Origin of the sequence: Pseudomonas sp. IzPS59 (assembly GCF_014863505.1) — a bacterium.
Taxonomy (GTDB): Bacteria; Pseudomonadota; Gammaproteobacteria; order Pseudomonadales; family Pseudomonadaceae; genus Aquipseudomonas; species Aquipseudomonas kribbensis.
The window spans coordinates 42,492-54,792 of sequence record NZ_CP062251.1 but is presented as its reverse complement, the minus strand read 5'-3'; the positions used below and the strand labels follow the sequence as shown (position 1 = coordinate 54,792).

12 protein-coding genes are annotated in these 12,301 nt (G+C 61.4%); 5 read left to right on the top strand and 7 right to left on the bottom strand.

Going from position 1 to position 12,301, the window contains the following annotated elements:
- Nucleotides 1-5: 5 nt before the first annotated feature.
- Nucleotides 6-1,352 carry a sigma-54-dependent response regulator transcription factor AlgB gene (algB, locus tag IF189_RS00250; RefSeq protein WP_025112294.1) on the bottom strand — a complete coding sequence of 449 codons (1,347 nt, stop codon included), beginning with the start codon at nt 1,350-1,352 and terminating at the stop codon, nt 6-8.
- Between the two features lie 427 nt (nt 1,353-1,779).
- Between algB and IF189_RS00245 the strand changes: the two genes are divergently transcribed.
- From IF189_RS00245 to IF189_RS00225, 5 genes are all read left to right on the top strand, one after another.
- On the top strand, nt 1,780-2,064 hold the full coding sequence (locus tag IF189_RS00245; protein WP_039764878.1) for a hypothetical protein: 285 nt from the start codon (nt 1,780-1,782) through the stop codon (nt 2,062-2,064).
- A 67-nt stretch (nt 2,065-2,131) separates the two neighbouring features.
- Nucleotides 2,132-2,296, top strand: a complete 165-nt coding sequence (locus IF189_RS00240; RefSeq protein WP_003177151.1) for a DUF1328 domain-containing protein — start codon at nt 2,132-2,134, stop codon at nt 2,294-2,296.
- Nucleotides 2,297-2,298: 2 nt separating this feature from the next.
- Entirely contained in the window at nt 2,299-2,763 is a 465-nt protein-coding gene (locus IF189_RS00235) for an inhibitor of vertebrate lysozyme family protein (RefSeq protein WP_085713053.1), read from the top strand.
- Between the two features lie 697 nt (nt 2,764-3,460).
- Nucleotides 3,461-4,792: a glutamate/aspartate:proton symporter GltP gene (gene gltP, locus IF189_RS00230; RefSeq protein WP_085612511.1), complete on the top strand. Its 1,332-nt coding sequence runs from the start codon at nt 3,461-3,463 to the stop codon at nt 4,790-4,792.
- Between the two features lie 102 nt (nt 4,793-4,894).
- A complete protein-coding gene (locus IF189_RS00225) occupies nt 4,895-6,124 on the top strand; it encodes a nucleoside recognition domain-containing protein (protein WP_192552646.1) in 1,230 nt (409 codons plus the stop codon).
- Between the two features lie 114 nt (nt 6,125-6,238).
- On the opposite strand, the gene IF189_RS00220 is transcribed toward IF189_RS00225, so the two are convergent.
- The 6 genes from IF189_RS00220 to IF189_RS00195 form a co-directional block, all read right to left on the bottom strand.
- Nucleotides 6,239-6,862 carry an ABC-type transport auxiliary lipoprotein family protein gene (locus IF189_RS00220; RefSeq protein WP_134828630.1) on the bottom strand — a complete coding sequence of 208 codons (624 nt, stop codon included), beginning with the start codon at nt 6,860-6,862 and terminating at the stop codon, nt 6,239-6,241.
- Nucleotides 6,859-7,797 (bottom strand): MlaD family protein, encoded by a 939-nt coding sequence (locus IF189_RS00215; RefSeq protein ID WP_085713056.1) that lies wholly within the window; start codon nt 7,795-7,797, stop codon nt 6,859-6,861. Before IF189_RS00215 ends, IF189_RS00220 begins: the two co-directional genes overlap by 4 nt.
- A gap of 1 nt (nt 7,798) precedes the next feature.
- Nucleotides 7,799-8,602, bottom strand: coding sequence for an ABC transporter ATP-binding protein (locus tag IF189_RS00210; protein WP_192552645.1), 804 nt, complete (start codon nt 8,600-8,602; stop codon nt 7,799-7,801).
- Nucleotides 8,599-9,747, bottom strand: a complete 1,149-nt coding sequence (locus tag IF189_RS00205) for an ABC transporter permease (protein ID WP_085713058.1) — start codon at nt 9,745-9,747, stop codon at nt 8,599-8,601. The genes IF189_RS00210 and IF189_RS00205 overlap by 4 nt, the downstream gene beginning before the upstream one ends.
- Nucleotides 9,748-9,802: 55 nt before the next feature.
- Complete coding sequence (locus IF189_RS00200) at nt 9,803-10,831, bottom strand: DUF5924 family protein (RefSeq protein WP_119429912.1); 1,029 nt, start codon at nt 10,829-10,831, stop codon at nt 9,803-9,805.
- 76 nt (nt 10,832-10,907) lie between these two features.
- Nucleotides 10,908-12,299, bottom strand: a complete 1,392-nt coding sequence (locus IF189_RS00195) for a M16 family metallopeptidase (RefSeq protein WP_134828628.1) — start codon at nt 12,297-12,299, stop codon at nt 10,908-10,910.
- Nucleotides 12,300-12,301 lie beyond the last annotated feature (2 nt).

The following is a 12,301-nucleotide window of genomic DNA, read 5'->3' as shown; positions in this document are numbered from 1 at the left end:
GGCGCTCACAGGTTGTACTGCTTGCGCTTGCGATACAGGGTCGAAGCGTCGATCCCCAGAGTCTTGGCCGCTTGGTCGAGGGTGCCGGCAGTCGCCAGCACTGCGCCGATGTGGGCCTTCTCCAGCTCGTCGAGGCTCAAGGCCGCACCGACGCGCGGCGCATTGTTGGCCGGTTGTTCGGCCATGCCGAGATGGCTGATTTCCACGCGTTCCTGCGGACAAATGATGCTCGCCCGCTCGACCACGTTGCGCAGCTCGCGGATGTTGCCGGGCCAGCGGTAACCCAACAGTGCTTCCCGCGCCTCGTCACTGAAGCCTCGAGCTGGACGCGCGTATTCCTTCACAAAACGAGCGAGGAAGCGGTCGGCCAGGGTCAGGATGTCTTCGGCCCGTTCGCGCAACGGTGGCAAATGCAGAGTGATGACGTTCAGGCGATACAGCAGGTCTTCACGGAAACGACCGTCGCGCACCATGTCTTCAAGGTTGAGGTTGGTGGCAGCAAGAATGCGCACATCGGCGCGGCGGGTGACCGGATCCCCTACCCGCTCGTATTCCTTGTCTTGAATGAAACGCAGCAATTTTGGCTGCAATGTCAGTGGAAAATCGCCGATCTCGTCGAGAAACAGCGTGCCGCCATCCGCCTGATTGACCCGGCCCAAGGTGCTTTCGCTGGCCCCGGTGAACGCGCCGCGGCTGTGACCGAACAGCTCGCTTTCCATCAGCTCGGCGGTCAGCGACGGGCAATTGATGGTGACGCAGGATTTCTTCTCGCGCTTGCTCCAGCCGTGAATGGCCCGGGCCAGTTCACCTTTACCGGTGCCGGACTCGCCGAGAATCAGGATATTGGCATCGGTGCTCGCCACTTGCCGCGCGGTTTCCAGTACGACTTTCATCGCCGGGCTGTGGGAATCGAGACCGTCCTTGGGTTTGCGGATCTCGCCTTCGAGGGCTTCCAGACGCGCAGACAACTGGCGGACTTCAAGCTGCTTGGCGGTCGCCAGGCGCAGCTGGTCAGGGCTGCACGGTTTAACCAGATAGTCGGCGGCACCGGCCTGAATGGCATCGACCGCCGTATCGACAGCCGAATGCGCGGTGACGATCACCACCCGCATCCATGGCGCCTGGATGCGCATCTGCGCCAGCACGTCGAGACCATTGTCTTCGCCGAGGCGCAGATCGAGGAAGCACAGATCGAACACCTGACGCTGCAACAGCGCGTCAGCCTGGGCCGCGCTGTTGGCGGTGGCAACCGTATAACCTTCGTCTTCGAGGCAATAACGGAAGGTTCGCAGGATGGCGGATTCATCGTCCACCAGCAGAATGCGGCCTTGATGCTCAGTGGCTGATTCCATTTTTCCTACGCTCCATAAGTGAATGTCTTGGGTTAGTCCCGGAAAAATCGGGCAAGTTGCATGGTTGATTCTGATCGATTCCATTCATAGCAGGGTAGCTCTCTCCTGCCCTCACGGCTAATTCACTGATTTTGTTGATTTTTTAAACAAACGGCGTTTTTCAGGCAATTGCCTGCTTCCTTTTCTGACATCCGCACCCTGCTCTCAATTCAAAAAGAATGATTTCTCCTACGAAACATTCGTGCATTTCGCACGACCTTGGATGACCCATCGTGCAGGATGCGTCGTCCTGATTTCTCATTACGTTTGTAACTACCTGATTTTATTGGTTTTTTTAAAACAAAAAAGCTGGCATGCAGGCTGCAATACCTCTATCAGCCCGGGCAGATATGCACTGCCCTAACCGAATAAGAGTGAGGAACCCAGGATGACTCGCCAACGTGCTGCCCAAATGCGTATCTCGCCACTGCACCTGCAGCAGGCCCTGTTTGGCGCACTTGCGCTGCTGATCACCCTGATCGCTTGCCAGCAATACCTGCGCTGGGAACAGAGTCAGCAACCCGAGCCCCTGATTTCGATGCAGCACGCAACCCAAACGCACTTCAGCGCCGTCAGCAGCAGCCAGGCCGACAACGGTGCAATGCGCATGATGGACGTTGACCAGCCGCAGCCGCTGGGCGACATGCCACGCGAAGAACGCTGGGTTTTCTGATCCACGAATCTGGGCGCCGCTGCGCCGAGACCGGCAACACCCCTAAATAGAAACAAGGAGAATCACCATGTTGAGCTGGGCAATCACATTCCTGATCATTGCCATCATCGCTGCAGTACTGGGCTTCGGTGGTATCGCGGGCACCGCCACGGGTATCGCCAAGATTCTCTTTGTCGTGTTCCTGGTGATGTTCATCGCCTCGTTCTTCTTTGGCCGTCGCGGCCGAGGTTGACCATGAGTGCTTTAAAGACACTGGCAGCCGCCCTGCTTCTGGGCGGTAGTGCCATGGCGATGGCGGCCAATGATGGCCAGACGCGGGTCAACGAGCTGCTGAGTTCAGACCCGCACTACAGGGAAACCTGGGAAGGCGTGGTGAAGAAGGAAGAGCGCCTGCCGGAATGGGTGATGAACCTCTCCGGTACGCCGGACCAACAGATGAATGCCGTCACTGAAGACGGCGACAAGTATCTGGTAGGGCCGCTCTGCGAATCGCAGGACAAATGCCTCAACCACCGCTTGATCGTCGCGTTCAGCTTCGACAAGAAACACGCTTACGCCATGCTGGTCGATGTGCCCGAAGGATTGCCGGCCGACAAGTCGCCCACGCGACATGCCACCTACCGCTTCCTCGGCAAACCCGATCAGGGCATGCAGGATCTGTTGATGGAAACGCTGAAAAAAGATCCGAACTGGTATTGAACATGAAGGCAGCCGACAGCTGCCTTCCATTGCGCCCGCCCGAGGAAGGCCGGTGCATGACCAGGGGGCCGGGACGTTCTGACTGTTGCAGGGTCGGAGTGACCTACGGGTACAGGGAGTGCCTGCGATGAGGGCCGGGTCAGGGTAAAAGCTGCGACGCAAGTTCGCCAACCCGGAGCGGTTCGACGGACTTGCGCTGAGCTTTCAAAGTGACAAAACATTGATCCAGAGCGTTCTGCTCATCTTTTTATCGATCACACTGCGCGCGAAAAGCATTTCGCGGTGTTTCCTCGCGACCGTATATCGAGAAAGAGTCGATAAAGCCAGTCGGCGTTTTAGATTCCAAACGTAGGCTTTTTCGGAAAATTTTCGTCGAAATCACTCGTTCAAAAAATAACCAATCTACGCTGTAATGGCCGGTTCACGGCACTTATGCCTGCCGAAATGTCGTATTCGAACCGGTTGGGACGCCAGTTTCATTTAAAAAAGCTCATGCCGATTCGGCATAGGGTAGGCGTTTACGGCATTAGACGGCGCAACCCCGCATCGGAATAGTTGCGCCTTTTTTCGCCTGCCGGAGAGCCGTAAACACGCGCTTCGGGGCACCTTATACGGAGGCAGATGCACAGACTTTTCCGCCAAGAGCGTTCCAGTTCCTGCATGTGCCTTGAGTCAAACGCAAGTAAGGGTAAAGAATATGAAGAAGGCAAAGCTTAGCCTCGCCTGGCAGATCCTCATCGGTCTGGTATTGGGGATTGCAATCGGTGCGTTGCTCAACCATTTCAGTGCCGAAAAGGCCTGGTGGATCAGCAACGTCCTGCAACCGGCAGGCGATATCTTTATCCGTCTGATCAAGATGATCGTGATCCCGATCGTCATTTCTTCCCTTATCGTCGGCATCGCCGGCGTGGGCGACGCCAAGAAGCTCGGGCGCATCGGCCTGAAGACCATCATCTACTTCGAAATCGTCACCACCATCGCCATTGTCGTCGGCTTGCTGCTGGCCAACCTGTTCCATCCGGGTGCCGGCATCGACATGAGCACCCTGGGCACCGTGGACATCTCCAAGTACCAGGCGACCGCCGCCGAAGTACAGCATGAACACGCGTTCATCGAGACCATCCTCAACCTGATCCCGTCGAACATCTTCGCGGCCATGGCTCGCGGCGAAATGCTGCCGATCATCTTCTTCTCCGTGCTGTTCGGCCTCGGTCTGTCGAGCCTGCAGTCGGACCTGCGCGAGCCGCTGGTGAAGATGTTCCAGGGCGTCTCGGAAAGCATGTTCAAAGTCACCCACATGATCATGAACTACGCCCCGATCGGCGTGTTCGCGCTGATCGCGGTGACCGTGGCCAACTTCGGTTTCGCTTCGCTGCTGCCGCTGGCCAAGCTGGTGATCCTGGTTTACGTCGCCATCGCCTTCTTCGCCTTCGTGGTGCTGGGCCTGATCGCCAAGATGTTCGGTTTCTCGGTGATCAAGCTGATGCGCATCTTCAAGGATGAGCTGGTGCTGGCTTACTCCACCGCCTCCTCGGAAACCGTGCTGCCACGTGTGATCGAGAAGATGGAAGCCTACGGCGCACCGAAAGCCATCTGCAGCTTCGTGGTACCGACCGGCTACTCGTTCAACCTCGACGGTTCGACCCTGTACCAGTCCATCGCCGCCATCTTCATTGCCCAGCTGTACGGCATCGACCTGTCGATCAGCCAGCAACTGCTGCTGGTCCTGACCCTGATGGTCACCTCCAAAGGCATCGCCGGCGTGCCGGGCGTGTCCTTCGTGGTCCTGCTGGCCACTCTGGGCAGCGTCGGCATTCCGCTGGAAGGCCTGGCCTTCATCGCCGGTGTCGACCGTGTGATGGACATGGCGCGTACCGCCCTGAACGTGATCGGCAACGCCCTGGCGGTACTGGTTATCGCCCGTTGGGAAGGCATGTACGACGACGCGAAAGGCCAGCGCTACTGGAACTCGCTGCCGCACTGGCGCAGCAAGGAAAAACTGCCGGCCGGTGACGTTTCCAAGAACTGATCCCCGCCCGCAAGGCACCCTGACAAACCCCGGAGAAATCCGGGGTTTGTCGTTTCTGGCGACCCCGCTATCATTCGCCGCATCTTCCGGGGGATTTGACTGATGCTTAATGGCCTGTGGCTTGGCTTCTTCATCGTGGCAGCCGTGTCGGCGCTGGTGCAGTGGCTGGTCGGCGGTAACGCCGGAATCTTTGCGGCGATGGTGGAAAGCATTTTTGCCATGGCCAAGCTGTCGGTCGAAGTCATGGTGCTGCTGTTCGGCACTCTGACCCTGTGGCTGGGATTCCTGCGCATTGCCGAGAAAGCCGGGATCGTCGAATGGCTGGCCAAGGTACTCGGGCCGCTGTTCCTGCGGCTGATGCCGGAGGTGCCGGCCGGGCATCCGGCGTTGGGCCTGATTACCCTGAACTTTGCCGCCAACGGCCTGGGCCTGGACAACGCCGCCACGCCGATCGGCCTCAAGGCCATGAAAGCGCTGCAGGAACTCAACCCCAGCTCGACCATCGCCAGCAACGCGCAGATCCTGTTCCTGGTGCTCAACGCGTCATCCCTGACCCTGCTGCCGGTGACGATCTTCATGTACCGCGCCCAGCAAGGCGCGCCGGACCCGACGCTGGTATTCCTGCCGATCCTGCTGGCCACCAGTTGCTCGACCATCGTCGGCTTCCTGTCGGTGACGTTCATGCAACGCCTGCGGGTCTGGGACCCGGTGGTGCTGGCCTACCTGATTCCCGGCGCGCTGATCCTCGGCGGCTTCATGGCGTTGCTGGCGACGATGTCGGCCACGGCATTGGCGGGGCTGTCGTCGATCCTCGGCAATCTGACGCTGTTCGGCCTGATCATGCTGTTCCTGGTGATCGGCGCCTTGCGCAAGGTGAAGGTCTACGAAGCGTTCGTCGAAGGCGCCAAGGAAGGTTTCGACGTCGCCAAGAATCTGCTGCCGTATCTGGTGGCGATGCTTTGCGCCATCGGCGTATTGCGCGCATCAGGTGCGCTGGACTTCGGCCTCGACGGCATTCGTCATCTGGTGCAGTGGGCGGGGTGGGACACGCGCTTCGTCGATGCGTTGCCGACCGCGATGGTCAAACCGTTCTCCGGCAGCGCCGCCCGGGCGATGCTCATCGAAACGATGAAGACCTCCGGCGTCGACAGCTTCCCGGCGCTGGTAGCGGCGACGATCCAGGGCAGCACCGAGACCACGTTCTACGTGCTGGCGGTGTACTTCGGCGCGGTGGGCATCCAGCGCGCCCGGCATGCCGTCGGTTGCGCGCTGCTGGCGGAGCTGGCGGGTGTGCTCGGCGCTATCGGCGTCTGCTACTGGTTCTTCGGCTGATTGAAAACCCTGTGGGAGCGGGCTTGCCCGCGAAGAGGGCCGCACATCCAGAATTTCTGGTGACTGACACACCGCCATCGCGGGCAAGCCCGCTCCCACAGGGGCTACGGTAAATCAGGGTTTTGCGGTGGCGAATTTCTGGCCCTGTTCGACGGCCCACGCCACAACCTTCGCGGAGAGGCGATCACTGGCCTGACCAAACCCGGCCACCACCGCCGGAACCTTCACATCACTCAACGGCTGGCGCTCTTCAAAACGACGGCTGGCGAGAATCTTCTGGTCATAGCCGCGCACCAGCAACGCATCGACCCGCACCACGACGCTGGCCTGACTGCCCTGGTATTCCGTCTGGAACGCCTGCAAGCTGCCGCCCAGTTCCAGATCCGCAGCAAAATTGCTGTCATCGGTACTGAGCAACGTCACCCGGCCATCACGCGCAAAGCCATCGAGCAGCCTGTTACGCACCAGCACCGGCGCCGGATCGCTCCAGCGCGAAGCCTTGTAGGTGCTGATCACATCGCCCTGGGGAATCACCGCGATGCCCGGACGGTTCAGCGCTTCGCTGGCCTGCAATTTGTTCAGGCGCAGCGACCAGTGCTGAGTCGCTGCCGACCTGGCCGAGGCGGACGCCTGTGCGGCTGGCAAGCGGTAAACGTCCAGCGGCTCGGACTTGGGCAGAATCGAGCAGGCGCCGATCAGCGTGAAGCCGGCGAGGAGGGCGAGGCGAGTCAGCTTCATGGCGTGAACTCCTTGTTCTTTTCACTGCCCAGCAGGTAACCGCTGGGGTTGGCCTCCAGACGTTGGGAAATGGCCCGCAGCGAGGTCAGGGTTTCACGCAGTTCGCGCACTGCCGGCGCGAGGCCGTTGAGGCCCTGCATGCCGCTGTCGAGGGAATTCTGATTCTTGCTCAGCAAGCCGTTGATGGTGGCGCTGCTTTGCTCAAGCGACTTCATCGCTTGTTCGGCGCTGCCCAGGGCCTGTTTGCCCTGATCGTTGAGCAGGCCGTTGGCATTACGCATCAGCGCCGAAGTCTGCTCGAGCATGCTGCCGGCCTGTTTGCCGACGGTTGCCAGTTGTTGCATGGCCTGGCGCAGATCGCCGCGCTGATCGTTGATCGAACCGGTGGTCTGTTCCAGGTGTTCGAGGGTTTTGCTCACGCGCTCGATGTTGTCGGCGGAGAACATCTGGTTGGCATTGTTGAGCAATGTGCTGACCCCGCTCATCAGGTCGTTGCTGTCATTGAGCAGCCGCGAGATAGGCGAGGGCGAGGCGACGATGGTCGGCAGTTCGCCGTCCTTGCCACGCAGTTTCGGGCTCTCTGGCGTACCACCGCTGAGCTGGATGATCGACGTGCCGGTGATCCCGGCCAGGGCCAGTTTGGCCAGGGTGTCTTCCTTGACCGGCGTGTCGCCGCCGAGGCGAATCCGCGCCAGCACCCGGCGCGGGTCCTTCGGGTCGAGCCGCAGGCTGACCACGTCGCCGACCTTGATCCCGCTGTACTGCACCGGGCTGCCCCGGGACAGGCCGCTGACCGCCTCGTTGAAGACGATTTCGTAATCCTTGAACTCGGTGTCGACGCTGGACTTGGCCAGCCACAGACCGAAGAGCAGGGCGCCGGCCACCACAATCACCGTGAACAGGCCGATCAACACATGATGGGCTCGGGTTTCCATGTCAGACCTCGTTGAGCAGTTTGGCGGCGTCCAGCGCCGAGCGGCCGCGAGGGCCGTGGAAATATTCGTGAATCCACGTGTCGTCGGTTTCCGAGACCTCGTCGATGGGCCCGGCCACCAGCACTTTTTTCTGCGCCAGCACCGCCACCCGGTCGGTGATGGTGTAGAGCGTGTCGAGGTCGTGAGTCACCAGAAACACGCTCAGGCCCAACGCATCGCGCAGGGTCAGGATCAACTGGTCGAACTGCGCCGCGCCAATCGGATCGAGGCCGGCAGTGGGTTCGTCGAGAAACAGGATGTCCGGATCCAGTGCCAGCGCCCGGGCCAGCGCCGCCCGCTTGATCATGCCGCCGGACAGCGACGCCGGGTATTTGTCCGCCGCCGACAGCGGCAGCCCGGCCAGCGCCAGCTTCACCGCCGCCAGGTGCTCGGCGTCGTCACGGCTCAGGCCGGCGTGCTCGATGAGGGGCAGGGCGACGTTCTCGGTGACGGTCAGCGACGAAAACAGCGCACCTTTCTGGAACAGCACGCCGAAACGCCGTTCGATCAGCGAGCGCTCATGCTCCGGCAGGCTCGGCAGGTTCTGGCCGAACACCTTGACCATGCCTTCGCTGGGGCGGCGCAAGCCGACGATGCTGCGCAGCAGCACCGACTTGCCGCTGCCGGAGCCGCCGACCACGGCGAGGATTTCGCCTTTGTACAAGTCCAGGTCGAGGTTCTCGTGCACGCTCTGGCTGCCGAAGCGATTGCACAGGCCACGGACTTCGATCACCGCCTCGGACGGCACACGGGGTAGACGACTCACCAGCCCATCTCCATGAAGAACAGCGCGGCAACCGCATCGAGCACGATCACCACGAAGATCGATTGCACCACGCTCGAGGTGGTGTGGGCGCCGACCGATTCGGCGCTGCCGCTGACCTTGAAGCCTTCCAGACAGCCGATGGCGGCAATCAGGAACGCGAAGATCGGGGCTTTGACCAGGCCAACCAGGAAATGTTGAATCCCTATGTCGCTTTGCAGCAGCGACAGGAACATCGCCGGCGAAATATCCAGCGACACCGCACACACCACAGCACCACCGATGATCCCGCAGATCATCGCGAGGAAGGTCAGCATCGGCAGCGCCACCAGCAACGCCAGTACCCGCGGCACTACCAGCAACTCCATGGGGTCGAGGCCGAGGGTGCGGATTGCGTCGATTTCCTCGTTGGCCTTCATCGAGCCGATCTGTGCGGTAAAGGCACTGGCGGTGCGGCCGGCCATCAGAATCGCCGTGAGCAGCACGCCGAATTCGCGCAGGAAGGCGAAGCCCACCAGATCCACGGTAAACACGCTGGCGCCGAAACTGGCCAGCACCGTCGCCCCGAGAAACGCCACCACGGCGCCCACCAGAAAGGTCAGCAGCGCCACAATCGGCGCGGCGTCCAGGCCAGTCTGTTCGATGTGCGCGATCATCGGCGTGATCCGCCAGCGCTTGGGCCGGAACAGGCTGCGGGCGATGGTTTCGAGGATCAGGCCGACGAAGCCGAGCAATTGCAGGGTGTCTTGCCAGACCGTGTCGACGGCCCGGCCGATGCGGGTCAGCAGTTGCACGCTGACGCTGATTTCCGGCTCCTTGATCGGCACACAGAAGTCGGTCAGCGAGCGATACACGGTTTGCAGCAACGCGCGGTCGGCGGTGGAAATCGTGCAGTCGGGGTGTTCGGCGGATTTGCCCAGACGCTCGGAGCCGAGCAGTTCCACCAGCAGCGAGGCGCCGGCGGTGTCGAGGGCGCCGAGGCCGTTGAGATCGATGGTGGTGCTGGCGTCGTACTGACCGCGGAGCGTTTCGCTCAGGTGCTTGAGTTCGGCGTAATGGGCGAGCGTCCAGTCCCCGGTGACCCGCAGACGGGCAGGGCTGATCGTGGTGTCCAGTCGGGCATTACCGGTCATCGAGCTGCTGGTCATAAGCTCCGTGCTTGTTCGGCTGAATTCGCGAACCTACGTAATAGCACGAACCGGATTACTTTTCTTTGGTCGGTGTGCTGTCCGTGACTTCGAAGCGCAGCACGCCGATCACCTGGTCGTCTTCGGTCAGCACCCGCACCTGCCAGTCACCGACCGGGTTGCCGGGGAAAACCTGCTTGTGGGTCCACGCCCGGTAGCCTTCCTTGCGGCCGCCATGGATGTCGAGGGCGATCCGGTCGACCTCTTTGCCGTTGAACTGCCACACGTGATAGATCCGCTCATCGAGCCCGCGCGGTGCATTGATCGCGGTGTAGGCGTAGAGCCCGCCGTTGCGGATCTGCTCGGCGCTGACTTGCTCGAGGCTGGCGCCGGGGGTGCGATCCTGCAACTGGGTGCTGATCGCAACGTCAGTCATCCACAGCGTCGCCGGCGGCACCCACGAACGCAGCACCCAACCGACGCCGCCGATACCGATGGTGATGCTGAGGATCGCCAGCGCGTTGCGCACGGTGCGGATCGGGAAGATCGACGCCAGGCTCGGGAACGACAGCACCACGGCAGTCCCCAGCGCCCATTTGAAACTCTGCGATGTGGTCAGGTGCATGATCACCGGCAACGCGGTGAGCAGGGCGGCGAACAGCGTCAGGGTGTGCAATGCAAGGAACGCCCAGCGCCGGGGCGCCAGCCATTTGTAGTAGAGCGGGTCGACAATCGAGATCAGCGCGGCGATGCACAGCAGACCGGTGAACACCAGTTGGCCGCTGTTCCAGGTGGTGGTGATAAAGAAAAACGGCAGGACGAAAAACAGACTTTCCTGATGGATCATCTGCGTCGCATAACGCAGCAGCGGCTGGGGGATTTCCCGTTTGAAAACCCGCGTGAACAGCTCGGTCAGGCTGTTTTCCAGCATCAGCCAGATCCAGCTCAGCAGCATGATCGTGGTGATCCAGCTCGCCAACCCCTGTTGCCGGTCGACCAGGATGAAACTGCCGACGCCGGAGATAAAACCACCGAGCGCAATGACCCCGGGGTAGCGCTTCATCAGTTCGAGGATGCGCTGGATCAGGAGGGTCAATTTGGGCATTTGGGCGGTTCACGACAGTCGAAGAAAAAAACCTCGACAGAGTACCGCCCGCCGGGGGCTGTGGCGAGGCTGTCGATCAGTCTGAGGGCACGGATTTACGCCGGCGCAGATGCCAGCCGAGCAGGACAAGCCCCAGGACACCGACCGCGCCGCCAACCAGCCACAGCACCTGATCGTCACTGAACAACGGCTTCTCGATCCGCAGATAGCCCGGCTGCAACAGCAATTCGCGCATGGCCTTGTTCGCCGCTTCCAGCGTGACCCCTTGCAGTTCCCGGGCGGGATCGGCAAAACGGCCATCCTCATAGTCGCCCAGCGCGCTCCAGTAATAGTCGGCCATGCCGCTGTTGCCCTGCACGGCCCAGGCCTGGTGGGCGATGGCTGCTTGCTTGATACGGTTGAAGGTATCGGCATCGAGGCCGTTTTTCAGCAGGCTGGCCTTGAGGTCTTCCAGCACCTGTTCGGCTTCGGTGATATCGCCACGATCCAGATCGGCGTTGAGGCTCATGAAGCCGACACCGCCGAACACCTCACGCTCGGCCCAGGGCCCGTAGGACAGGCCATGGTTCAAGCGCAGCTCGCGGTACAGCGCCCACTCCAGATATTCCTTGAGCAGGTCGAAAGTCTCGTCGTACTGATCGTCGAGCATCGGCTCCGGCACCAGCCAGTGCAGCTTGGCGCTGTTACCGATGAAACCGCGAGTTATCGTGCGTTCGTGAGCAGCGCTGGTGCGGATGTCCGGCAGTGATCGGTGCTCGCTCGGATCGACCGCCTCGAGCGCGCCCCACGCCCGCTCCAGATAGGCCGGCAGCAGCTTGTCGAGGTCACCGACGACGATCAGGGTCATGTTGTTCGGCGCGTACCAGGCCTTGCGCACCTTATCCAGCTGCTCCCGGGTCAGGCCTTCGACTTCGGCCCGTTGCGGGCATTTCAGGCCCAGCTCGACCGCCAGTTGATTGCTCGCGCTGTGACCCAGATCCTGACGGTCGAGAAAGCGCCGCAGACGGGTGTAATGGCCGCCATCCTCGCGCTCGACCACCCGTTTGGCGGCGTTGATCGCGTTGTCGTCGAAACGGGTCTGGGTCAGCAGGTCCAGCAACAGATCGAGCACCTTACGCTGGTTTTTCGCCGGGGCTTCGATGACGAACGTGGTGTCGGCGTTGCTGGTGAAGGCGTTCCAGTCACCGCCGAGGGCCTGCATACGCTCCTCGAGGCCGCCTTCGCCGGTGGCGTCGATGCCGCTGAACAGCAAGTGTTCGAGCAGGTGCGGCAGCTCCTTTTCATTGCAGTCGAAGTCGTCGAGGCCCACGCCCACCACCAGCCGGATCGCCACGTGCCCGCGCTCGGTGCCGGGCTTGAGCAGCAGTTGCAGGCCGTTGGGCAGGGCATAGCCTTCGACCTGGAAGCGATCCAGGGCGAAGGCGGGCAAGGAACCGAGCAGCAGACAAGCGAACAACAGGCAACGCATAA

Coding starts and splice junctions, on each gene's coding strand:
- algB (WP_025112294.1), bottom strand. CDS start 1,352: ATGGAATCAGCCACTGAGCATCAAGGCCGCATTCTGCTGGTGGACGAT.
- IF189_RS00245 (WP_039764878.1), top strand. CDS start 1,780: ATGACTCGCCAACGTGCTGCCCAAATGCGTATCTCGCCACTGCACCTG.
- IF189_RS00240 (WP_003177151.1), top strand. CDS start 2,132: ATGTTGAGCTGGGCAATCACATTCCTGATCATTGCCATCATCGCTGCA.
- IF189_RS00235 (WP_085713053.1), top strand. CDS start 2,299: ATGAGTGCTTTAAAGACACTGGCAGCCGCCCTGCTTCTGGGCGGTAGT.
- gltP (WP_085612511.1), top strand. CDS start 3,461: ATGAAGAAGGCAAAGCTTAGCCTCGCCTGGCAGATCCTCATCGGTCTG.
- IF189_RS00225 (WP_192552646.1), top strand. CDS start 4,895: ATGCTTAATGGCCTGTGGCTTGGCTTCTTCATCGTGGCAGCCGTGTCG.
- IF189_RS00220 (WP_134828630.1), bottom strand. CDS start 6,862: ATGAAGCTGACTCGCCTCGCCCTCCTCGCCGGCTTCACGCTGATCGGC.
- IF189_RS00215 (WP_085713056.1), bottom strand. CDS start 7,797: ATGGAAACCCGAGCCCATCATGTGTTGATCGGCCTGTTCACGGTGATT.
- IF189_RS00205 (WP_085713058.1), bottom strand. CDS start 9,747: ATGACCAGCAGCTCGATGACCGGTAATGCCCGACTGGACACCACGATC.
- IF189_RS00200 (WP_119429912.1), bottom strand. CDS start 10,831: ATGCCCAAATTGACCCTCCTGATCCAGCGCATCCTCGAACTGATGAAG.
- IF189_RS00195 (WP_134828628.1), bottom strand. CDS start 12,299: ATGCGTTGCCTGTTGTTCGCTTGTCTGCTGCTCGGTTCCTTGCCCGCC.